This window comes from Flavobacterium davisii (genome assembly GCF_042182265.1).
In the GTDB taxonomy this organism is placed as follows: domain Bacteria; phylum Bacteroidota; class Bacteroidia; order Flavobacteriales; family Flavobacteriaceae; genus Flavobacterium; species Flavobacterium davisii.
The window spans coordinates 408218-432156 of sequence record NZ_CP097869.1 but is presented as its reverse complement, the minus strand read 5'-3'; the positions used below and the strand labels follow the sequence as shown (position 1 = coordinate 432156).

Below are 23939 nucleotides of genomic sequence, written 5' to 3'. Positions count from 1 at the left end.
TTTATTTTACTTCTAATGAATAGTTTTTTTCTGTAACTAAATCTTTATAGGCTTTTTGAATTTTTCTTCCTAACGTTTTTTCCCATTCAAGGGGAAAACGCTTATGATTTAAGGAATCAATTCCTATTATTTCGGCAGCGGTTCCGCATAAAAAGGCACTATCTGCTTTTTCTAATTCTTCTTGTAAATAAAGACCTTCTATGACCTCTATATCCAATTCTTTACACAACGCTATTACGGTAGCTCTTGTAATTCCTGGTAAAATGTTTCCTAATTGAGGGGTGTATAGTTTATTGTTTTTTTCAAAAAACAAATTAGCTCCTGGTCCTTCTGCTAAAAACCCATCGCTATCAAGTAATAAGGCTTCATCAAATCCTTTTGCTTTAGCCTCTGAGGAAGCTAATATTGAGTTTACATAATGTCCACAAACTTTTGCTTCTATTTGTGTTGATCGTGGATGTGGTCTACAAAATGAAGAAACTCCTAGATTTAATCTTTTTTCACCTAAATAAGCGCCCCATTCCCAAGCACATATCATTAAGGATACATGATTAGGTGTACTTAATCCCATATTGGGACTACAAAAAACCAAAGGGCGTATGTAAGCATCTCTAAAATTATTTTGTTCTAATAATTCATAGGTTTTTTGGGTTAATTCTGTAATATCAAATTCAAAAGGGATATTGATTAGTTCACATGATTTTTTAAGACGTTCGTAGTGCTCATTGGATTTAAAAATTTTTGTTCCATTGGTCGTATTATAGGCTCTAATTCCTTCAAAAACACCATATCCATAGTGTAAAGTTTGTCCATATAAATCGGAATATGTTTTTTCTGACTTTAAAAATTCACCATTTAAATATAAAGTATGGTTTTCGTTATAGTATAGATTATTTGTTGGTGTTATTTTTTCCATAATATCAAAATTTTTTTATTAAAATCATACTGCAATGTGATAATTGCAATAACAAAGTTATAATTGGGTGTTTTTTCAAATGATTCTAAAAATATTATTTTACAACGTTTTAAATAGAGATCATACAGTTTTATCTATTGTAAACAAAGGATTTTAGTCATTCGTTTTTATGATGTTAAACGCTTTAATTTTTATTTAAAAAAGTTGTTTTTATTATTTTTTGGGCAAATAAATAGCTGTTCCAATAGAAAATTCTATTAGACATATAGATGTTTGATAAAAAAATGATTAACTGAAGATATTAGTTAATAATATAAATGTAGACTATTGAGAATAGAATAGAAGAAGGAATAGAGAAAAAATGGTTTGTTATAGGATTAAAAAATAAATCCTTTTTTCGCATCTTGTGCTTCGTAAAATTTGTTTTCATTTTTTTACTTTTAAAAATTTATAAATAAAAAAAGCCTCCTATAGAAGGAGGCTTTTTCTTAAAATTATTATTATTATATATACATAACACCCCCTGTCTCTATTATATAAATAATAGCGATAATAAAGACAGTAATAATGTTGTTAAAATTTTTCATTTTTTTTCTCTGTAGATACAAAATTATAAAAAAATAAATACCACACAATTTTTTAATTGAAAATATGATTAAAAACTATTGATTTTTAATTTTTAACCCCGATTTCAAAAAAGTATTGTTCTTTGACAAATGAGAGCTGACTTGTACTTGCGGGCGAAGCTTATCTATAAAATGGTGAATTTATTCCCTCCCAAATTTCGGCTGAAATGTAAAAAGGCTTCCATTTGGAAGCCCTTTGAGACGATCAATGATCAAACACCATGTTATCTCATATAGAATTATGCAATTCCCCTTTCCGTCGGAATGAGAAACAGAACAGTGATTTATTTACTATAAAAATTATTCGTAATCTTGACACAAGGAGGGATCACATACAGTAAGTAACACAGCACTATCAAAAATGAAAGTAGATTATGCGACTCCTCCTTTCGTCGAAATGACAAATTACGACTGGATGATGGCTTTTGCTCCCTATCTACAAGAAATTTTTTTGTTCCTTTTTTGTCTTTTCATCTCGCGCATGAAGTCTAATGCGGAATTTGGGTAAAAGTTTGAGAGTTTCTAAGTTAAAAGTTTCCTTTTTATGGTTAACCACTCTTGTTTTTTGTTTTAGTAGAAGTTGCTTTGTGAATGAAGGTGTTTTTTATCGATAAAATAGGTGTTTAATAGATTTATTTTTATTAAATGTTTGATTTGCAGTGTTTTTATTTTCTGGTAGGCGTAGTGTTGTTATTTGTTTGAATTATTCGTTGTACTTTTGCACTCGTTTTTAAAAAATATAGGTTTATGCGTGGTTTTTTTGGGATTATTTTATTGTTGTTTGTTGTTAATGGCTATGGGCAGCAAGTAACTAAATTACTATTTGAGTATGATGCAGCAGGGAATCAGATAAAGCGTTATATCTGTGTTAATTGTGTTACTTCGGCTAGAGAGGCGGTGAAGCCAGTTGAACAGGTTAAAGCTACTGATTTGCAGGAGGTGCCTGAAATTGAGCAGTTGACATATTATCCTAATCCTGTTCATGAGCAGTTGTATTTTAAATGGCAGAATGCTGGTGAAAGTGTTATAGTTTCGATGCGTGTGGTATCGATTTCTGGGCAGATTTTACGGGAATTTTGGAGTTTGAATCAAAAAAATGATTTGCTCATTGATTTTAGTACTATGCCTAGTGGGATGTATGTGATAATGGTAAGGTATAGTAATGGAAGTGAAAAGAGTGTGAAGGTAGTTAAGGAGTAGATTTTTGAAGTTTATGAGTTTATAAGGTTTTAAATTTCGAGATAAAGTTAGATTAGGAGTTAAATAGATAATAAAAATATGAGAATAAGTATTAAGTTTTTAGGGAGTGTTTTGTTAGGTTTGATTGCTTCGGGTGGTTATGGACAACAAGTGATAGATAATGTAGGTATTGGTTTGAATGGGCCTCATTATGGTGTTAGACAGAATATTAGCAGTTTAACGGGTTGGAATGGCGGATGGGCTAGAGGTTTTCAAATAGGTGAAAATTCGGATCCAAACAATCTTAATTTAATTATGTTTGGAGGTATGGGATCTACTTTCATAAATGGTGCTCCAACTTTAAAATATGGGTTTATTGGTAAAGATTGGGATAAAACTTATATGACTTTTTTGCCTAATGGGAATGTAGGAATAGGAACCATATTACCTATTACAAAACTAGATGTTCATGGGGATATATCTCTAAACTTTCAACATGGAGCTTCGCCTATTTTCAGAGCAGCTTTTGAGAGCCCAAATGCGGGATCTATTGATTTTGGAGATGGTACAGGATGGAAGTTTTATATTAGGAGAAGGAATGATAATATGAAATTGGTTACTTTCTTAGATAATGGAAATGTAGGTGTAGGTACAGATAATCCTGCTGAGAAAATGGAAGTCAAGGGGGGATATCTCAGAATTACAAACTCGGGACAAGAAGGGCCTGCCTTGTCTTTATATAATCCTGATAAAACGGAAGCAGGAGCAGTATGGAGAATATACAATATGACAGGATTATATAGTAATAGTTTACAGTTTTGGAATTATCCTAGTAATTTTTCACATGGATATCAACGTTTAATTTTACATGATAATGGCGATATGAATGTAAATGGGAATATTACGTTAAGCAAAGATTTATATGCAAGTGATATAGTATCAGGTGGTTCCAACTCTTGGATTTTTCATACGCCAGATGATGGAAGAAATACTTTGCATATTGCGCCAAGGGTTAATAACAATTGGGAATGGGGTAAAGCTTTAATAGTTAAAGCAGATGGGAATACTGCTGTTCAAGGAAAGTTAGAAGCTAAAGAAATCAAAGTTACAACTACCCCAACGGCTGATTTTGTATTTGCAGAAGATTATAAGTTACCTAAGTTATCGGAGGTTGAGAAACATCTAAAAGAAAAAAGACATTTACCCGAAATAGCATCAGCAAAAGTTATGGAACAAGAGGGCGTTAATGTAGGAGAATTTCAAATTAAGTTATTACAAAAAATTGAAGAATTAACGCTTTATGTGATTGAACAACAAAAACAATTGGAAATACAAAATAAGCGTATACAAGAATTAGAAAAGAAAAATAGGAAGTAATAAGTTTTTTTTAAAAATCCTAAAGAAGAAACTTTATTTATTTAAGTTTTATCAATAAATTTTATATTATATATATGCCATATTATAGTTCCAATTTTTAAAAATGATAGCTCATTATATTTGAGCGGACAAATAAAATGATAATTTCAAAATAAATGAAAAAAATAACGATACTATTAGCTTTAATTTGGGGAATATTGAGCTATAGTCAAACAATATTAAACAAAACAGAGGGAAGTAAACGGACGGTCGAAGATCCAAACATAGTAATATTGGCTCCTGGTTTTTATGCAAATTCAAATGTAGTAGATCCTTTTGTGGCAAAAATTGGTACTGCAACAAGTGGAGGTGCTGTATATAGCGGTACGACGAGCTCTGAAGCAGGTGCAGGCAATCCGTCTGGGATGACTTTTGATAGTACTAATTTTCATGATACAAAAGGAACTATAGATGTAGATGCTGGAGGACAGCTTACTTACACCTTGCCTATAGCACTACCTCCAGGGGTGAAGAGTGTAGCGCCACAGATGAATTTGGTTTATAATAGTGGTAGTGGAAACGGAATTGCAGGTTATGGTTGGAATCTTACTGGAATCAGTTCAATTAGTCGCGTAGGGAGGAATATAGAAAAAGATGGTGAAGTGAAAGGGGTACAATTTGATTATAGTGATTACTATAGTTTTAATGGACAACGCTTATTGTTGAAATCGGGTACTTATGGTAAAGATGGAGCAGAATATGTGACCGAGAAATACTCGAATATGAGGATTAAGTCGGTGGGTGACAGCGGTGGTATTGGACCTGAATATTGGGAGGTTACTTTTGAAGATGGTTCACAGGCATGGTATGGTAAAAGAGGTGATATTGCTTTAGCTGAATATAATATCTCAAAATGGAAAGATGCCCAAGGTAATTATATTACTTATTCTTATGATCAAACTTCTAGTGTTAAAAATTTGAAAACTATTGAGTGGGGAGGAAATGAGTTTTTAGGAAAAGCTCATTTTAATAGTATGATTTTTAATTATGTTTCACGATCTACTGAAGAATATATTGAAAATCAAAGAGGTGTTTATATTCAAAAAAAATTATTGTCAAATGTTGTAGTTAATTCTAATGGGAATTTATTTAAAAAGTATTTAATTGGATATAATAAAGATGTAAGTAGACTATATGATAGAGTTGAATCAATTACTGAGTACAATTCAAAAAATATAGCTGCTAATCCAGTAAGTTTTATATATGAAACTTCTAATAAATCAGTATGGAAAGAACAGAATGTTATAGATAAAGATGCAAATAAAATAGTAGGTGATTTTGATGGAGATGGTGTACTAGATTATATGAAATATTATAGTACTTTTGAAGATTGTGTGGAAATAATTGAAGTTACACATGAATGTAAATCTGTAACAAAATATAATGGTATAAAATTATTTAATTCATTAGTTGAAGGTTCTACTGACAGTAAATTGGTAATGAGTGGAACCTTACCTTTTACAGTAGATGAGTTTAAAAAAGCAATTCCGATTTCATTTGTTAATAAAGACAATATTGTAAGTAAGAAGCAAGGTATTTTGATACGTAAGGAAGTATTGAAAACACCAACTCTAAAAAAGGATCAAGTTTTTGAAATTTATAGTATTGAAAATAATATTTTGACTTTTCAATATTCGAAGACTTTATCCGCTGATATTTATGACCAATCGCAGGAATGGAGTTATACTGATCCATATACTGGAGAAACCATAAGTACTAATAATGTTAAAACGAAAGTGAATCAAGTAAAAGAATTCGATTTAGATGGAGACGGTAGTAGTGAGTTGGTATTATCGGTACAACATGATCATTTTGTTGAGTATTTTTATCCTTGTGATGATCAAATACCTTTTCAATATACATCGGACATGAGACCGAATCCTAATTGGAATAGAAATAAATGTGTTGATACACAAAGGTATAGTGATTTTGATACTATTGTTTTTGATTTAAAAAGTTCTGTTTCGGGTGTTAATTCTCTTACAATTTTAGGAATAGATAAAGATATACTAAATACTAAAATGAGTGGTGATTTTGATGGAGATGGTAAGATTGATTTTATAAATTTGAGAAACGGAGGAATTCAAATTTCAAATTTTAGTCGGAATAAAACAACTTTGCAATTTGAAATTAATACAAAACCATATAATTCATTAGTTTCTAATCTTAATGGTGATTTAAGTGAGATAAGAGTTGGTGATATTAATGGTGATGGGAAATCAGATTTGCTTATACCACAAGAATCGAAAACTTTTAATTGGTATGTTTATCTGTCCAATGGTAAAGGGTTTGTTCCTATTCCAATGTTGAATACTGGTGTTTATTTTGAAAAGTTTGATTACTGTAAATGTTATTTCGAAAAGGAAGTTGTTTTGTCTGATAATTACCATAATAGAGAGTATTATTTGGTTGATTTAGATGCAGATGGTAAATCAGAATTGGTTTATTTGAATGCTCTTTTGAAATCTAAAATAAGAGTTGGAATTAATCAGAGTCTTACACAGTTAGAAGTATATAAATTTAAAGCCATAGGTGATAATTTAAGTTTGTCTTTTGTGAAAGATCATTATGATTTTTGGAGAGAAGACGAAGTATTAAAAAGTTATTCATTGCTTATAAATAATAATGTCAAAAAAGGGACAACGGATTTAATTTTAGGCGCTTTTGACGAATCAACTAAGACCTCGAGTGTAAAGGCTATGTCATATTATAATATACCTAAGTCTGTACGAGTAAATGCAATTTTACAAGGAGGGATTGAAACCAAAATTACATTTGAAAAAATGGACGGTTTGAATAATTCAGATATTTATATTAATGATGGAGAAAAATTTTATTATCCATTCGTGTCATTTGATAAAGTAGATAAGCATTATGTAGTTAGTCAACTGGAACAAGTAGGTAGAATCCAAAATTTTAAATATGCTGATTTAGTTGGTCATTTACAAGGTAGAGGAACTGTTGGTTTTAGAAAAGTAGCTCGTTCAAGTTGGTATAGTAAGGGTTTTGAAGGAACAAGGGTTTGGAGTGTTGTAGAGTCAGATCCTTTGTTGTGGGCTATGCCTAAAAAAGAATGGAGTACAAGAGATATTTCTATTTTTTCAGGAAAAAATGTAGATGAAAATACGACCAATATACTATCTTTTAAAAAAATTGATTATGATTTTAAGAAATTGGTTAATAATGTTGATGTATTATTGCCAATTAAAGTTTATGAGAAGGACTTTTTAAAATCAACTATTGGTATTACTACTACTATTTATAATAGTTATTATTTGCCAAAAGAACAGAGTCAGAGTATAACTGGACTATCTAATCATAAAACTATTCTTGAATATATTCATAATGATACGGGATTAGGTAAAGATTATTATGTAGGCCGATTGCTGAGTAAGCAAGAAGAGGTAACGGCTTATGGCGATACAAAGAAAAGTAAAACCGAATTTGGGTATGCTAATAATTTGCTAACCACTCAAAAAACGTATAATCAGGATGAGAGTCAATATATACTAGATACATATACATACGATGGTTTTGGAAATGTAACCTCTAAAACTATTAGTAATAGCACTGACTCGCAAACGCGTACGGAAAGTGCTACTTATGACGATAAGGGACGTTTTGTATTGAAGAAAAAGGATGCTTTAGGGTTAGAATCGGAATTTACCTATAATGATTGGGGACAAGTACTGTCCCAGAAAAATCCGTTAGGGATTACTGAATCTTTTGTATATGATACTTGGGGGAAAATTTTAAAATCGTATCATCCTTTACAGGGGTATACAAATTATACCTATAAGCGTCAAGATGGAGATGCTGTGGTGGCAAAATATTTGCCCGATGGTCAACAACAGTCTGTTTATACGAACACTAAAGGGGAGGTTCTTCAAGAGGATTCTAAAGGCTTAAGATTAGATTCCTTTATCGGTAAGAGTACAAGATATGATGTATTAGGACGAAAAGTGGCTGAATCGAATCCATTCGTTTTCGATGAAGATACGCCTAAATGGAATCGAATTAGTTATGACGATAGCGTATTCCCCGCTAAAGTTACGGTTAGTAGCGCGAATGGTAAGGTTGTGACTACCAAAGTTGAAGGAATGACCACCGAAGTTACCGAGGTAAATGGGTATCAGCGTGTGACTCAGAAAGTGCAAGATGCTTTAGGTAATCTGGTAAGTAGTACCGATAAAGGAGGTACTATTACTTATAATTACAATGCTGTAGGACAGGTTGTTAGTGCTAATTATGGTAAAAACGCGGTAAGAACCACCTACGATAATTGGGGGCGTAAAGCAAGTTTTCATGATCCTGCCAATGGTGAATATACTTATGAGTACAATGGGTTAGGGCAAATGACCAAAGAGATTAGCCCGAAAGGAAATAAAACCTATGAATATAATACTTTAGGGCAATTGATCCGTCAGAAAGAAAATTCAAAAGATGGTGTAAGTACCAAAAAGGACATACAGTTTAGTTATGATACTTATGGTAGGCTGACTCAGGTAAATGGGGTGTGTAATGGTATGCCGTATGGCAAACGTTTTGTTTTTGATGCACAAGGACGATTGATAGAATCGGGTGAAAGCGCGAACGATCGTTATTTTATGCAAAAAAATATTAAGTATGACGATGCAGGACGTATACTAAGTTATGAAAAAGGGCTGTATTCTGGAGGTACCTATACTAAAGCGGTTTTAGAACATGAGTACGGCTGGAACGGTGCTTTAGTAGCTATAAAAGATAAGGCAACTCAAAAAACTTTATGGCGACTTGGCGATGTGAATGCTAAAGGACAGGTACTGGGTGCTACTTTAGGAGCTATAGCTATAAGTAACACTTATGATAGTAACGACTTTTTGAGTTCAGCAAAACACAATCTTTATTTACAGGGGCAATCTCCAGTTTCGGTATTAGAATTAGGTTATAGTTTTGATGCGATTAAAAATGAGTTGAAAAACCGTAGCCGTAATGGAAGTTTTGGTACACTTAAAGAGAATTTTGTTTATGACGATAACAACCGTTTGATCAACTGGACGAATTTGAAAACAGGTAGTATGTCCTATAATACCTATGATGAAAAAGGGCGTATTACAGAAAATGATCAATTGGGTAAGGTTAATTTCAAGAATCCCGATCAAGTATATCAAAATACATCGATAGATTTGAATGCTACAGGCTTAGAAATCTATCCTGATGCGGATACGGCCTTGCAGTTTATAAGCTATAATGAAAATAATGACCCTCTCTATATAGATGGTAAAAAAGGGGATTATGCATTTGGTTACGGTTTGACCGAGTCTAGACAAGTGATGCATTATGGTGGAAATTTTAGTTTAGATCAGGCGGCTACTACCGCTAAGTTTACGAAATACTATTCGGAAGATGGTAGTTTTGAAGTGGTACGAGATAATACCACAGGACAAGAAAAACATTTGTTGTATATAGGAGGTACGCCTTACGAATCGAACATAGTATATGTAAAAAATTATGCAGAAATCGATGCAAAACCCTTATTTTTGCATAAGGATTACCTAGGTACTATACTAGCGATAACGGATGAAAAAGGGAAACTAGTAGAAGAACGCCATTTTGATGCTTGGGGGAATTTGACGCATGGCAGTATGCAGGTATTGGATAGAGGGTATACTAGCCATGAACATTTGCAAGATGTGGGGCTGATACACATGAACGGGAGGTTGTATGACCCGATGTTGCGCCGTTTTTTAAATGCCGACGAGAACATACAAGATCCTACCAATACCCAATGTTATAATAAGTATGGTTATGTCATGAACAACCCGCTTATGTTTAGCGATCCTGATGGGGAAATTGCTATTGCTATTGTAGTTGTTGGGGCTGTTGTTGGGGCTTATTTCGCCGCTGCACAGGCAAATGGAACTTATAATCCGTTTAAATGGAATTGGAGTAGTAGTGCCACTTGGGAATCGATGGTTTTTGGTGGGGCTATTGGAGCTATTAGCAGTGTTGTTGGTGGATGGGCTGGTCCCTATCTATCAGGGGTAATAGCACCAAGTGCAGGAGGTTTTTTTGGAGGAGCTTTAAGTGCTGGTTTAGGAGGTTTGGCAGGTGGTTTTGTGTCAGGAAGTTTGGGGTCGTTAGTATTTGGGGGAGGTAATCCAATAGTAGATGGATTACGTTCTGCAGCATTTGGTTTTGTGGCTGGAGGTCTTATTGGTGGTGTTTCTCAAGGGATTAGTAGTTCTTTAAAAGGAGGTAATTTTTGGACAGGAAAAATGCCTCCTGTAGAAGTGTTAAGTAGTAGTTTACAACCTCAAGGCTTACAACCGTTACAAGGTGCTACGTTAGAGGCAACCGATATAGAAATACCTAAGCCTGCAGCAGTTTCAAATGGTCAGAGTTCTAATTCTTTGGTTAAACAGGCTTATAAGTCTTCTCCTCGAGTTATAACTCAAAAATCAACGATAAATCCGTTTGACGAGGGTAAAGGTCTTCGTTCTATGAGGATTCCAAGGGTGGAAATGTCAGAGACTCCTGTTAATGATTTTGTAAGGGTACGTCATCATACTTCTTCTATGGGACTTAAAGGGATAAAAAATAGCGGTTTTATTAATGCATCTAGAACTATGCCTTATGGAGTAGATGTTGAATTCGCTCCATTTTTAAAGCCAACCAATGTTAATTTAGGACAAGCAGGTAAAGGCTCTTTTATTGAGTTTTCTATCTCACGAAGTCAAATGATAACTCCTCCTCCAGGTTATATGGGTGGAGTTGGAAATGCAGGGCGGATAGTGACTGAAGGGACACCTTTAAATATTCAAAATGCCAATCCAAGTTTTGTTCGTTGGAATTGGTGGCCATTTTAAAACTTAAACTTATGCAAAAAATCGATATAAATTATAAATTCTTAGTTTTTTTATACGCCTATTTGCGTCAAATTGATCTATCACTTGATAGAAGTCGATGGGACTCATGGAGTAATTTAAAGGAATATTATAAAACACAAATAAATATTTCAGAGGTTGTAGACCAACTTCTAAAAATTTCAAAATTAAAACTAGATATACCTACGATCTCCTTTTTTGTTGAAGAGCCTTCGTTATTGAAAAGGGTGAAAGATTTTTTTCTAAGCTTAATTATAAAGAAACATTATATATCCGATGTGGAGGTTTTATATTGCTGTCAGTTGCTCAATAAATTTAAAGATTTGCTAAATAATAACTTTTCCAGTTACCCTTTAGAAGCTGAGAAGTTAAGGGTTGATATCTCAAAGTTTAATTCGTATGTATTAGCACCTAAAATGGCCAAAGTAGATTTGGATAATACGATGAGGGTTGAGCATTTTATGCAAAATGAAAATCTTGCAGTGATTAAGATCTATGTTTTTGCAATGGATGCACTGTCACAGCCCCCAGGTAGTCCAAGCATTAGATAATCTTGGGCTAGTGCGTGCTTCAAGCTCCTACCTACAAAATTGAACAACTAAACATAAAAGCTACAACCCGCAAAGTTGTAGCTTTTGGTTTTACCCCTTAAGAACGAACATCGTATATGTCAAAAATTATGCAGAAACCAATGTAAAACCTTTATTTTTGCATAAGGATTACCTAGGGACTATACTAGCGATAACGGATGAAAAAGGAGAGCTAGTAGAAGAACGCCATTTTGATGCTTGGGGGAATTTGACGCATGGCAGTATGCAGGTATTGGATAGAGGGTATACTAGCCATGAACATTTGCAAGATGTAGGGCTGATACACATGAACGGGAGGTTGTATGACCCGATGTTGCGCCGTTTTTTAAATGCCGACGAGCATATACAAGATCCTACCAATACCCAATGTTATAATAAGTATGGGTATGTAATGAATAACCCGCTTATGTTTAACGATCCTGATGGGGAGTATGTTGTAGGAGTGGCTATAGCTGTAGCAGCTTTAGTTGCAGTGTTAAGTTATACGGTTACAATTTATGCACGAGATGGAAGTTTGCGACATTGGAAGTTAGGTGATGCGTATGTATCTGCTATTTATGGTGCTTTTGGAAGTTTAGGTGCTAGTGCCTTTGGTGCTATTGGAGGTTATTTTGCTAAAAGTACCGTAGGAACTATTACCTTTGGAGCGATTAGCGTTGGTGTAGGTGCTGAACTTAGTGGCGGTAATTTCTGGCAAGGGGTTGTCATTGGAGGTATGGTGGCTGGGTTGAATCACGCGATGCATAACACATTGGATGAAAGCCCAGAGGGACAAGGTCCGAAACCTAAAAAAGCATCTACTAAAGATTTTGTTAAAAAGTATATTTCAAAATATAAAAAAGATTTTTTTGGAGCAGAAATAGACTTATGGTCTTATAATGGAGGAGGAAATACTACTGTTTTTGGGACTATCCATACATCAGAAATGCATTTTTATAATTATCTGAAAAACGGATTCAATATTCAACCTAAAACAAGGTTAATCCACTCTTCAACAATGTTATTAATGCATGAATATGGTCATTATTTGCATGCGAAAATGGATACCTTTCATTTTTATAGTTATGCAATGGGTTCAAGTGTTGCTACAGCTCAATTTTCATGGGCTGGTTCAAATTGGACAGAAGTAATGGCTAATACATATTCATATTATTATTTTGGACAACCAAAAGGATGGGATTTTGTTAATTATAGTATTAATAGTAAAATGTTGAGTCCTCAAATAATGAATAGTTTAATTAATCATAAATAGAAGAATGAAAAAAGCTTTGGGCGTAATGTTATTAATCTTATTTGCTTGTGATTTTACTGAAGATAGATCAATTATAGTCAATAATAAAACAGATAGTCCAATTTACTGTTTGGTAACTAATTCTTTAATTGATAATAATAGTTCTAAATCTGATATTTGTATTGAAATTTTAAGTAATGATTTTGGAGGTATTAATCCAGTAAGGACTAGATGGGAATCATTTATTGAAAAAAATAAAAAAAAGCGAATTGAGCTATATGTATTTGAAAAAGATACAGTAGAAAAATATGGATGGGAGAGTAGTGTTATAGATGAGAGATTTAGTAAGAAGTTTTTATTTACTATCGCTGACTTGGATGATATTGAGTGGGAATTGAATTATTTTAAATAGAATAATTCCCCGATAGTCCGAGCATTAGATTCTTGAGCTAGTGCGAGCTTTAAGCTTGAACCACAAAACCGCACAACTAAACATAAAAGCTACAACCCGCAAAGTTGTAGCTTTTGGTTTTACCCCTTAAGAACGAACATTGTATATGTAAAAAATTATACCGAAACCGATGCAAAACCTTTATTTTTGCATAAGGATTACCTAGGGACTATACTAGTGATAACGGATGAAAAAGGGAAACTAGTAGAAGAACGCCATTTTGATGCTTGGGGGAATTTGACGCATGGCAGTATGCAGGTATTGGATAGAGGGTATACTAGCCATGAATATTTACAAGATGTAGGTCTGATACACATGAACGGAAGGTTGTATGACCCGATGTTGCGTCGTTTTTTGAATGCCGACGAGAACATACAAGATCCTACCAATACCCAATGTTATAATAAGTATGGTTATGTCATGAACAACCCGCTTATGTTTAATGATCCTAGTGGAGAATATGGAATTGGAATTGCTATTACTATAGGTGTTATAGTAGCAGCATTAACTTATACTGTAAATGTTTACTTTAAGTATGGAAATCTTAAATATTGGAACATTTATGAAGCACATGAAGCAATGTTTTGGGGTGCAGTTAGTGCAGCAGCTACTTATGGTGTTGGTACATTATTTAGTGCAGGAGATAGAATAGTAAATACAATTGGTGAAGTTTGGTCAGTTGCTGCGCAAGCAGCTGCACATGGAATTGTTCAAGGTGTTTTATCAAGTGTTCAAGGTGGTAATTTTTGGAGTGCAGCCTTGAGTGGTGCTTTTGGAAGTTTAGGGGCTAGTGCTTTTGGAGCTATTGGAGGTGATTTTGCTAAAAGCACCGTAGGAACTATTACCTTTGGAGCGATTAGCGGTGGTGTAGGTGCTGAACTTAGTGGAGGTAATTTCTGGCAAGGGGTTGTCATTGGAGGTATGGTTGCTGGACTCAATCACGCTGCTCACGCAATGATAAAACCCAAAACAACTTTAACAGAAGCAGATATTAAAAAAATATATGACGCTTACCCATCGGGTGACACATCTGATCCTAATTTTGTCCATAGAGATGATGTTTACAAAAATATTGGAGGAGATATTTATAACGATTACCTACTTCATGGTTATGATAGTAATGGCAATCCAAATCCAGCTTATGCAAACACCTGTGCTTTAAGATTAAGTACCGCTTTAAATAAGTCAGGTTATACTATTCCTAAAACTAACGGTACTTTTAGTGGAGCTAATAAATTGAATTATTTTTATAAGGTTGATAAAATTCAATAATTATACAGAAGAATTGTGGTTGGAGTGATGCTACAGGACACGTAGATGTTCTATACGGTGGTAGAGCAGGATCTCATTTTTATCAAGAATGCACAACTACATTTTACTCATCAAAATAAATTAGATATGAAGGCTATATATATAATTCTAGTAATTTGTTTGACAAAATGTTCATCTCAAACAAAAAATAACAAATTAGAAAATGAACTTCTTAAAGTTAAAAACCAAGCGTTTTGTGATTGTTATTACGAAGCAACAAAAAATGAATCTATTAAATATAATGATGGTTCTAGTTATGTTCAAATAATAAACTTAAAAGAAGAGTATATTTTTGGAAATGAAAATTATAGAAAAATGATAAGCGATTGGCTTAAAAAAGATTATAAATCATATGATTTAAATAATAATTTGTATATGATGAAATGTTTGGATTTTTATAATAGTAAAGAATTAGAGAAGTTTATTGATTCTATAAGAAAAAATGAATACAGACAGTAGATAAATTAAAGAGGCTGTCCAAAAGTAAGGACAACCTCTTTCTTACTTTACATCTTGCAGTAAACCCGAAAGGGTGTCTTTGTGTTTTTTCTTAGTAGCGAAAGCATCAAGAATATTAAACAAGGTTTGTTTTTCTTCCTTTGATACCATTTTAGTTTTGAAATTACCTAAACCAAAACGCACTACAAAATACACAAATCAAAAGAGATTATACGAGATTATACGAGATTATTACAGTAAATTGGAACCTTAAATGGTGTTAATAGCTTTTTTGATTATTAAATCGTTTTAAATCAATTTGTTCTTATATTTGAAAAAGGCTCAGATTATAAAATCCAAGCCTTAACTTTTTAACTTACTCACCTTGTGAGATAGTCTCTAGTTTTAATGATCTGATTTGTTCTAGTACTGAAGTACTAAACTAATCATTGAGTTGCTGCTACTTTTCGGATAGCTGTTTCTTTTATATTGAATTATCCTAAGAACGGATATCTATAATCTACTGGTGTTACAAAGGTTTCCTTGATAGTTCTAGGAGAAACCCAACGTAATAAGTTTTGAGCAGAACCTGCTTTATCATTGGTTCCAGAAGCTCTAGCTCCTCCAAATGGCTGCATTCCTACTACTGCACCTGTTGGTTTATCATTAATATAAAAGTTACCAGCACAGTTTTGTAATGCTATGGTAGCTTCTTCAATAGCATAACGACAACCGCTAAATACCGCTCCTGTTAGGGCATATTCGGAAGTGCCATCTATTAATTGTAACGTTTCAGCCCAAGTAGAGTCTTCGTATACATAAATAGTTAATACTGGTCCGAATAATTCGGTTTCCATAGTGGCATATTTAGGATTTGTTGTTAGAATGACTGTTGGTTCTACAAAGTATCCTTTTGATTTGTCATATCCCCCACCAAAAATAATTTCAGCATCAGCATCAGCTTTAGCTTGATCAATATATTGAGCTAATTTATCAAATGATCCTTCGTGGATAACAGCTGTTACAAAGTTGGAGAAATCTTCTGGCGAACCTTGTTTAAAAGTAGCTAATTCTTTTCCCATTTCTTCTTTAATAGCAGGCCATAATGAAGAAGGAAAATAGGCTCTTGATGCTGCTGAACATTTTTGTCCTTGGAATTCAAATGCACCACGAATTGTATTGGCTACTACTTGTTTTACATTGGCTGAAGGATGCGCTAGGACAAAATCTTTACCGCCTGTTTCTCCTACAATTCTTGGATACGTTTTGTAGGAGTGAATATTTTCTCCAATTTTTTTCCATAATTCTTTGAAGATAAAAGTAGAACCTGTGTAATGAATACCAGCAAAATGAGGAGAAGCTAATATTGTATCAGTTACCATTACAGGGTCACCAAAAATTACATTGATAACACCATCTGGGACTCCAGCTTCTTTAAATACATCAATGATTACTTTTGCAGAAAATACTTGGCTATCTGATGGTTTCCAAACAACAACGTTCCCCATTAGAGCGGCACTTGCAGGTAAATTAGCTGCAATGGCTGTAAAATTAAAAGGAGTAACAGCATATACAAATCCTTCTAATGGGCGGTATTCTACTCGGTTCCATACAGATGAATCAGAAGCAGGTTGGTCTTTATAAATCTGTGTCATAAACTCTACGTTATAACGTAAAAAGTCTATTAATTCACAAGCGGCATCTATTTCAGCTTGATGAATTGTTTTTGATTGCGCAATCATAGTGGCTGCATTAATTTTTGCACGGTAAGGACCTGCAATTAATTCAGCTGCTTTTAAAAAGATCGCTGCTCTTTGTTCCCATGCCATATTAGCCCATTTTGTACGGCTTTCTAAAGCATTGTCAATAGCTTTTTGTACGTGCTCTTTTGTTGCTAAATGATAGGTTCCTACTACATGTTGATGATCATGCGGTGGGGTCATATTACGTGTATTACCTGTACGAATTTCTTCACTACCGATATATAGAGGAACCTCTACTTTTGAATTCCACATTTCTTGATAAGCAGCTAATACAGCCGCTTTTTCTGGAGAATTTGGAGCGTACGATTTTACGGGCTCATTAACCGCTTTTGGTACGTTAAAAAATCCTTTAAGCATTGTATTTTTATTTAAATTATACGTTCATTTTTTTATTAACTTTAACAAAAGTACAAAATGCCTTTTAAAAAAGGCATCCTCTAACATCTTTTTTAGATTTTGTGAAATTAATAATGGCTACCCGATTAACTTAATGCAAAAGGGGCATTTAAATAAAAAATAGGGATGGCAACGTTAAATTTTTTTGTAGTAGCAAAGTTAATCATTGTAAAATATCCTGTCATACTACCATGTGGCGAAGAAAGTAAACAACCAGAATTATACCGATACTTTTCTCCGGACTTTAAGATTGGTTTTTCTCCTACGACTCCTTCTCCTTCTACTGTTTCTTGATCATTAAGAGCATCATATATATCCCAATGACGTGACAAAAGCTGTACCTGATCTTTACTGTGATTTTCAATGGTAATATGATATGAAAATGCAAAATGTACCGATTGATTCTTGAAGTAGGTTCCCTCAAAAACTGTTTCTACCGAAATTTTGATTCCTTTTGTAACTTGCGTAACCATTTTACCTTTTATTGAAAGCACAAATTTAGCGAAAAATAAAACTATTTTTGTTTTTAATATTTATTAAATTTAATTTGTTATATTTTGTGAGTTAGCTTCTCCTATTCCTATTATACGATCAAAACGTTCACCATTAGCTCTATAGTATACAAAAACGTGGTATTTATTTTCTGTTTGATAATAATTTCCATCAATTGCATTTTGGTAATCTATTTGATTTTTTGAATTTACTAAGGTATAGTTATAATTTATAAAGCCTTGTTTAATCATAATGGCCTTTTCATAAATTCCTTTGCTCGTATTATAATCCATTTTATTTTCATCTGTCATTTGATAATTATTAAACAAACCTGTTACATAAATAGCTTGATCTTTTGGGTAATTAGGGGCAAATAAGGAAAAATAAACCCAAGTATAATCTGTTTCTACATCATTGTTATCTCGTGCAAAAATATTTCTATTTTGAAATAGTCCATTAATATCGGGAAAAAAGGTATATCCTTTGTCTTTTCTAACCTCATTGGTGTATAATAAAGTCTTATATAATCCTGAATTAGATTCAACTTTTGCAATGTTATTGGTAGGCGTTTTTATATCTTTATTATCGTAGTAGTAATATTCGTTTCCAGCCCAAAATTGTGTTTCTGTGTTGTAACGATAAATCAGATCATTGCCAATAGTATATTGAGGTTTAATATTATATTTGGCGGTATTCCATCTGCCGTTTTGAAAAAGAGCAATTTTTATATTTTGTAGTGGATTTTGAAAAAGGATATTTTTAGATTTTACGGTAAACTCGATGTTATGTTTTTCTGTAATATCAACCAGATTTCTGGAACGTTTGATTTGAATGGGAACTTCAATGCCATTTTCATAAATTATGAATTTTCTTGAAAATACGATTTCTTTATTTTTGTTTAAAATAGTTAATATGTAATTTCCACTCTTGATTATTTGACAAAAACTATTAGGAAAACTCAACCGATAATGCGAGTATCCTTGCAGGGTATTGAACGAGTTTTGATAATCTTGAATTCGTTGGTTGTCATTTCCGTTTAAATATTCATTTCTAGTTAAGTCAGATACAGTCCAATCATAATTACAATGGGTTAATGTGAAGTAATAATCTTCTTCGGTTCCATATAGATCATCAAAACTAAATTCAAAACTTTCCCTTATTTGAAAAAAAGGAAATACAACATTAGTAGCTTGTTTGAATGCAATGTTTTTGATATTGAATGGAGCTACATTTTCTACTAATTGAGATTGTGTAACAAAACTAAAAAGCAATAGTATGAAGATGTAATTTGATTTCATGACTTAACGGTTTGATTAAAACTATTCTTACTTGCTAATTAAAAAACTAAATTACTATTTTAAACCGATTCTTAACGAATTTATTGTAATAGATAGGCTAAATTTTCGGTTACTGATTCAGGAATTGTACTTTCATCAATAATACGATCTGACAACTCTTTTTTGTTTTGTTGAAGTTGTAAGATTTTTTCTTCGATGGTGTTTTGAGTGATAAAACGAATCACGTTTACTTTATTTTCTTGTCCAATTCTATGCGCTCTTGCTATGGCTTGTTTTTCTGCAAAAGGATTCCACCAAGGATCGAGTAAGATAATATAAGAAGCTTTTGTTAAATTAAGACCTACGCCGCCTGCTTTTAAGGATATGAAAAAGAATAAAGTTTCTTCATCTGTTTGAAATTGTTTTACATAGCTTTCTCTTTCTTCTGCTGGGGTATTTCCAGTTAGGGAACAAAAACGGATGTTATTTTGAAGAGACCAATCTTCGTAAATGGCCAAATGACTGACAAACGAGCTGAAAATTAAAGTTTTACTTTTTGCCTTTGCTAACGTTTCTAAATACCCTGTTACATCATAAAATTTTCCTGACGCCATTTTAAAACTAGGATCAACTAATTTAGGATGATTACTCCACTGGCGTAACTTCATTAAAACATTCAGTATGTGTAGCATAGAAGGAGCATCTTCTAATTTAAGAAGGTAGTTACGGGCTTTTGATTTTTCTTCTTCGTATTGTTTTTCTTGTTCTTCATCCATCTGACAATACATTACTTGCTCAATTAAATCGGGAAGGTCTTTTAAGACTTCTGTTTTGGTTCTTCTCAATATATAAGGATTGATTATATTTTTGAGTTCTTCTATTTTACTTTCGTCTTTGTATTTTTCAATGGGTTTTTTGAAATATTGATCAAAAAAGGCAAATTCTCCTAATATAGAGGGATTAATAAATTGCATTTGTGACCATAAATCAGCTAATGAATTTTCAATAGGCGTACCACTTAACGAAATTTTATGTGCTGCTTGTATTTGGGTTAAAGTTTTAAATATTTTAGAGTTTCGATTTTTTATTTGTTGGCTTTCATCTACTATCAGATAATGAAAAGGTATTTTTTCTAATAACGAGCTGTCTCTACTTAAAACAGAAAAACTGGTAAAAACAAGATCATAATAGCTTAATTTTTTGGTCAATAGTTTTCGATCTGCTCCTACATATTTTATACATTTAAAGTGAGGTGCAAATTTTTTTGTTTCATCATACCAATTAAAGACAAGTGAAGAGGGAACGACAACTAATGCTTTTAAGGGAGGAATTTCTTGTGTTTCTGAATCAGTGAAAAGTTCTAATTCTTTGCTTTTCGGTACTTGTGTTGGTTCATTTTCTTGAACTGCAATAAGTAATGCTAAAGTTTGCAAGGTTTTTCCTAATCCCATATCGTCCGCCAGACAAGCTCCTACGCCATTTGCATAATGATTTAAAAGCCATTGTACACCTTGGCTTTGATAAGGTCGCAAAGTAGCCTTTAGCAAAATGGAGGGGGTATAAATCAAGTTTTTTTTGGAAATATTTTCTGTTTCTAAAATAACTTCTTCTAAATTCAGATTTTGAAAATGACTTTTAGGTAAACTAATTCTTCCGTCTGTTTGTTTTGTTCCAAACTTAGCTAAATTAGCATAGCGTTTCATCCACTCATTGGGAATAATAAAGTAGGTGTCATCTGGAAGTAAGAACCATTGATTTTCATTTTTAATATTAGGCACTATATCTGAAAAAGGGAAATTATAATTTCCGCAGGAAATGGTCATTTTTAAATCAAACCAATCTGTTTGCTCAGTACTTTGTAAAGAAAGTGTTGTTTTGTTGGTTTTTATTTTTTTATGATCAATTAAAAATTCATCTAAAAGAAAACCTGCTGTTTGTAAATCCTCTATATGTTGTAAAACAAATTCTATACTAGCTAATTCATTTGATGAATGAGTTATAGAAAAGTTTCCATCTCTGTTTTTTTTAAATCCAAAATTAATTAATTTTTTTTCTATGGTTAATTCTTTTTCTAGATCTCTTTTGTATTGGATAACTTTTACGGTATCATCTTCTTCAAAGGCTATAGTAGCGTGTTGTTTTTTATCCATATTGGATGAAAAAGTATATCCTTTGTAGTTAAAAAGTATTTGAATGAAAAATTGTTGACTCAAAAAATCATGGATTCCTTTTATGTTGTAGGAAATGATTTCATTAAAGGACTGTATTTGAAACCCCTCTGTTTTAATGGGTACTTTTTTTATAATATCAGGAATGAATTTTTTAAAATATTCAGTTTCCATTCGTTTTGGGATATGTACCGATTGGTTTTTTAGAAATGGTTTTAGCTTTAATCCGTCTATATCAGGAATTAAAATGACTTGTTTATCAAAAATAATCTGACAAGGGAATAGCGTTAGTATGTTTATAGGGTGTTGATTAGGATATATTGTTTTTTCGTTATCAGCTAGAGTGAGTGTATAAATGATTCCTTCTTCATTTTTAGCAAAATGCAAGTGCGCTGACATTGACTTGTTTGTATAATGTACCTGGTTTAAATAAAATTCTTTTTTTGAATTTAGGTTTATACTAAAGGGAATTTTTAAATCTTGAATGATGTTTAGAATCGCTCCTATTTTTCTGTTTAGGTATTCTTCTAAAATTTTTTTGACGGTCTTATCTTCTTTGAGTAAGTTTAGTGAAGTAACTTTTTTATTTTTTGTCAATTTTTTCAGAATATTTTCTGTTTTTAAATCTGTTATGAGAAGCTCTAATTTTTTTTCTTCTGAATTTAATTCTTTTGAAATACTTTTTAAAGTTTCTTTATTGGCTATTTTAAAAACATATAAGGGTAGTTGGTTGGTATTAACTAAATACAAAAACGGTATCCAACGTTCTTCTGTTTCATTCCATGATAAATCGAGTGCTAACGAAAAAGACATTCTTTTCTTATTTATGATGTTATTTTATGCTACTATTTAAAAAGGAGGAACCTCATCATTTTTAATAAGATTCCTCCTTTAGCTATTTTATTGTTTCTTTTTATTTAAGACAAACTGGAATAATTTCTCCTTTTGCTAAGCAATATTTTTCTATTAGTGAATTTCCTAATGTTTTAGTATAATCTATTTCTTTTACTGTAAAACCGATGCTTCTTAATTTGTCAAAATAATCTAATCCATATACACGTACATGATCGTATTGTCCAAAAATTTTTGCTCGTTCTTTTGGATCGGTTATAGTATCATCTGTAAAAGTAGTTTGACGAGAATAGTCTTGTGGAATCTGAAAAATACCCATTCCTCCTGGTTTTAGTACGCGATATAATTCTTGCATGGCTTTTGTGTCATCTGGAATATGTTCTAAAACATGATTACAAAAAATAATGTCATACGAATTATCTTGAAATGGAAGATTACATATATCTGCTTTTACATCAGCTAATGGCGAAAATAAATCGGTAGTAACGTATGTTATATTTTTCTGTTTTTTGAACCGTTTATAGAACTCTTGTTCTGGAGCAAAATGCAGTACTTTTTTTATATCCTTAGCTGTAAAAAAATCGGTTTCATTTTGAAGATACAACCATAACAAACGGTGTCTTTCTAATGAAAGTGTACTTGGCGAAAGTACATTGTTACGCTGATTTCCGTATCCATAAGGCAAAAACATGCGAAAGCTTTTTCCATCAATTGGATCTATAAATCGACTCCCTTTTAATAAAAAGGCTAGAATAGGGCGTACTATAAAACTAATTCTAATAAGAATTGGTCTTGGGATCACATTTAAAAAGAATTTAAATATTTTTTTCATTTCTTTTCACAGCATTTCATAAAAACTGCACCATTTTACAGTTTTTTATGTGTAAATTTTTTATTTCTTTTAGATTTCAAATTCACCCACATTTAAAAGAAGGTTTTTAATCTGAATAGGTTGATATTCGTTTATAACAAATATTGTATAAAAATTTTGAACATTTCAAATTTTCTAGATAACCTCTTGATTATTTCAACCAGTTGATTTTAAAAAATTTCCATTCTTTTCTTGAGAAGGCTTAATAGCTTCATTTTTATTTTAGAACTCTTCATTTATTCTGTTAATTATCCGAAATTAAATAACTAATTTATTAGTTCTAAATTCATCCTCTTCATTACTTTGTATACCTAATGCTTGATAAATATATGCAAAGGTTGAAAGAAGTTCAGGTTTTCCGTCAATTATGGCTACATCATGTTCAAAGTGAGCGGAAGGTTTACCATCAGCAGTCGTAATAGTCCACCCGTCCTTATGTTGTTTAATATTTTTCGTCCCCATGTTAATCATGGGTTCTATTGCAACCACTATACCTTCTTCCAATAATTTACCACGTCCTTTTTTACCATAATTTGGCATTTCAGGTGCTTCGTGCATAGTTTGTCCTATACCATGACCGACTAGTTCACGTACTACTCCATAACCATGACTTTCACAATATTTTTGAATGGCATGCCCTACGTCTTCTGTTCTATTTCCTGCTTTTAATTCGCGAATACCAACATATAAGGATTCTTTTGTAGTTTTTAAAAGCATTTTAGTAGCTAGAGCAACTTCTCCTACTTCAAAAGTGTAAGCGTGATCTCCGTAGAAGCCATTTTTTAAGGCTCCACAATCAACTGAAATGATATCTCCTTCTTCTAGAGGTTTGTCGGTTGGTATTCCGTGTACGACTTGTGCGTTAGGACTCATACAAAGAGAGTTAGGAAAACCATACATTCCTAAGAAAGCAGGTACTGCTCCGTGATCACGAATAAAGGTTTCTGCTAATTTATCTAAATAGAGGGTACTTACTCCTGGTTTGATTTCTGAAGCTAACATCCCTAAAGTTTTGGAAACAACTAAAGCACTTTCGCGCATTAATTCTATTTCCTCTCGTGTTTTTAATATTATTTTACTCATTTCTTAAAAGTAA

At 32.5% G+C, this 23939-nt stretch carries 15 protein-coding genes; 8 read left to right on the top strand and 7 right to left on the bottom strand.

The features are described 5' to 3' along the window. Window position 1 precedes the first annotated feature (1 nt). On the bottom strand, window positions 2–916 hold the full coding sequence (locus NAB20_RS01715) for a branched-chain amino acid transaminase (RefSeq protein ID WP_105195438.1): 915 nt from the start codon (window positions 914–916) through the stop codon (window positions 2–4). 1373 nt (window positions 917–2289) lie between these two features. Between NAB20_RS01715 and NAB20_RS01710 the strand changes: the two genes are divergently transcribed. The 8 genes from NAB20_RS01710 (at window position 2290) to NAB20_RS01675 (ending at window position 15045) form a co-directional block, all read left to right on the top strand. Continuing rightward, window positions 2290–2742 (top strand): T9SS type A sorting domain-containing protein, encoded by a 453-nt coding sequence (locus tag NAB20_RS01710; protein ID WP_127823872.1) that lies wholly within the window; start codon window positions 2290–2292, stop codon window positions 2740–2742. 78 nt (window positions 2743–2820) lie between these two features. Continuing rightward, on the top strand, window positions 2821–4098 hold the full coding sequence (locus NAB20_RS01705; RefSeq protein ID WP_375605415.1) for a hypothetical protein: 1278 nt from the start codon (window positions 2821–2823) through the stop codon (window positions 4096–4098). Between the two features lie 155 nt (window positions 4099–4253). After that, entirely contained in the window at window positions 4254–10985 is a 6732-nt protein-coding gene (locus tag NAB20_RS01700; protein WP_375605414.1) for an RHS repeat-associated core domain-containing protein, read from the top strand. A gap of 11 nt (window positions 10986–10996) precedes the next feature. Beyond that, window positions 10997–11554: a hypothetical protein gene (locus NAB20_RS01695; RefSeq protein WP_375605413.1), complete on the top strand. Its 558-nt coding sequence runs from the start codon at window positions 10997–10999 to the stop codon at window positions 11552–11554. Between the two features lie 157 nt (window positions 11555–11711). After that, window positions 11712–12845, top strand: a complete 1134-nt coding sequence (locus NAB20_RS01690; RefSeq protein ID WP_375605412.1) for an RHS repeat domain-containing protein — start codon at window positions 11712–11714, stop codon at window positions 12843–12845. 4 nt (window positions 12846–12849) lie between these two features. Beyond that, window positions 12850–13236, top strand: a complete 387-nt coding sequence (locus NAB20_RS01685; protein WP_375605411.1) for a hypothetical protein — start codon at window positions 12850–12852, stop codon at window positions 13234–13236. A gap of 186 nt (window positions 13237–13422) precedes the next feature. Continuing rightward, window positions 13423–14547 carry an RHS repeat-associated core domain-containing protein gene (locus NAB20_RS01680; RefSeq protein WP_375605410.1) on the top strand — a complete coding sequence of 375 codons (1125 nt, stop codon included), beginning with the start codon at window positions 13423–13425 and terminating at the stop codon, window positions 14545–14547. A 126-nt stretch (window positions 14548–14673) separates the two neighbouring features. Next, complete coding sequence (locus tag NAB20_RS01675) at window positions 14674–15045, top strand: hypothetical protein (protein ID WP_375605409.1); 372 nt, start codon at window positions 14674–14676, stop codon at window positions 15043–15045. 473 nt (window positions 15046–15518) lie between these two features. Here NAB20_RS01675 and pruA read toward each other — a convergent pair whose 3' ends face one another. From pruA to map, 6 genes are all read right to left on the bottom strand, one after another. Next, complete coding sequence (gene pruA / locus NAB20_RS01670; RefSeq protein ID WP_105195452.1) at window positions 15519–17144, bottom strand: L-glutamate gamma-semialdehyde dehydrogenase; 1626 nt, start codon at window positions 17142–17144, stop codon at window positions 15519–15521. A gap of 125 nt (window positions 17145–17269) precedes the next feature. Beyond that, window positions 17270–17656 (bottom strand): Co2+/Mg2+ efflux protein ApaG, encoded by a 387-nt coding sequence (gene apaG, locus NAB20_RS01665; RefSeq protein ID WP_088393385.1) that lies wholly within the window; start codon window positions 17654–17656, stop codon window positions 17270–17272. 69 nt (window positions 17657–17725) lie between these two features. Then, complete coding sequence (locus NAB20_RS01660) at window positions 17726–18973, bottom strand: DUF5103 domain-containing protein (RefSeq protein ID WP_105195453.1); 1248 nt, start codon at window positions 18971–18973, stop codon at window positions 17726–17728. Between the two features lie 80 nt (window positions 18974–19053). Next, window positions 19054–21933: an SNF2-related protein gene (locus NAB20_RS01655; RefSeq protein ID WP_375605408.1), complete on the bottom strand. Its 2880-nt coding sequence runs from the start codon at window positions 21931–21933 to the stop codon at window positions 19054–19056. 100 nt (window positions 21934–22033) lie between these two features. Beyond that, on the bottom strand, window positions 22034–22804 hold the full coding sequence (locus NAB20_RS01650; RefSeq protein ID WP_088393391.1) for a class I SAM-dependent methyltransferase: 771 nt from the start codon (window positions 22802–22804) through the stop codon (window positions 22034–22036). Window positions 22805–23101: 297 nt separating this feature from the next. After that, entirely contained in the window at window positions 23102–23926 is an 825-nt protein-coding gene (map, locus tag NAB20_RS01645; RefSeq protein ID WP_105195455.1) for a type I methionyl aminopeptidase, read from the bottom strand. Between the last annotated feature and the right edge of the window lie 13 nt (window positions 23927–23939).

What these genes read in the sequence shown, in the direction of transcription:
- NAB20_RS01675 (WP_375605409.1), top strand. Translation starts at nt 14,674, where the DNA reads ATGAAGGCTATATATATAATTCTAGTAATTTGTTTGACAAAATGTTCA.
- NAB20_RS01655 (WP_375605408.1), bottom strand. Translation starts at nt 21,933, where the DNA reads ATGTCTTTTTCGTTAGCACTCGATTTATCATGGAATGAAACAGAAGAA.
- NAB20_RS01660 (WP_105195453.1), bottom strand. Translation starts at nt 18,973, where the DNA reads ATGAAATCAAATTACATCTTCATACTATTGCTTTTTAGTTTTGTTACA.
- NAB20_RS01710 (WP_127823872.1), top strand. Translation starts at nt 2,290, where the DNA reads ATGCGTGGTTTTTTTGGGATTATTTTATTGTTGTTTGTTGTTAATGGC.
- NAB20_RS01650 (WP_088393391.1), bottom strand. Translation starts at nt 22,804, where the DNA reads ATGAAAAAAATATTTAAATTCTTTTTAAATGTGATCCCAAGACCAATT.
- NAB20_RS01695 (WP_375605413.1), top strand. Translation starts at nt 10,997, where the DNA reads ATGCAAAAAATCGATATAAATTATAAATTCTTAGTTTTTTTATACGCC.
- apaG (WP_088393385.1), bottom strand. Translation starts at nt 17,656, where the DNA reads ATGGTTACGCAAGTTACAAAAGGAATCAAAATTTCGGTAGAAACAGTT.
- NAB20_RS01715 (WP_105195438.1), bottom strand. Translation starts at nt 916, where the DNA reads ATGGAAAAAATAACACCAACAAATAATCTATACTATAACGAAAACCAT.
- pruA (WP_105195452.1), bottom strand. Translation starts at nt 17,144, where the DNA reads ATGCTTAAAGGATTTTTTAACGTACCAAAAGCGGTTAATGAGCCCGTA.
- map (WP_105195455.1), bottom strand. Translation starts at nt 23,926, where the DNA reads ATGAGTAAAATAATATTAAAAACACGAGAGGAAATAGAATTAATGCGC.
- NAB20_RS01685 (WP_375605411.1), top strand. Translation starts at nt 12,850, where the DNA reads ATGAAAAAAGCTTTGGGCGTAATGTTATTAATCTTATTTGCTTGTGAT.
- NAB20_RS01705 (WP_375605415.1), top strand. Translation starts at nt 2,821, where the DNA reads ATGAGAATAAGTATTAAGTTTTTAGGGAGTGTTTTGTTAGGTTTGATT.
- NAB20_RS01700 (WP_375605414.1), top strand. Translation starts at nt 4,254, where the DNA reads ATGAAAAAAATAACGATACTATTAGCTTTAATTTGGGGAATATTGAGC.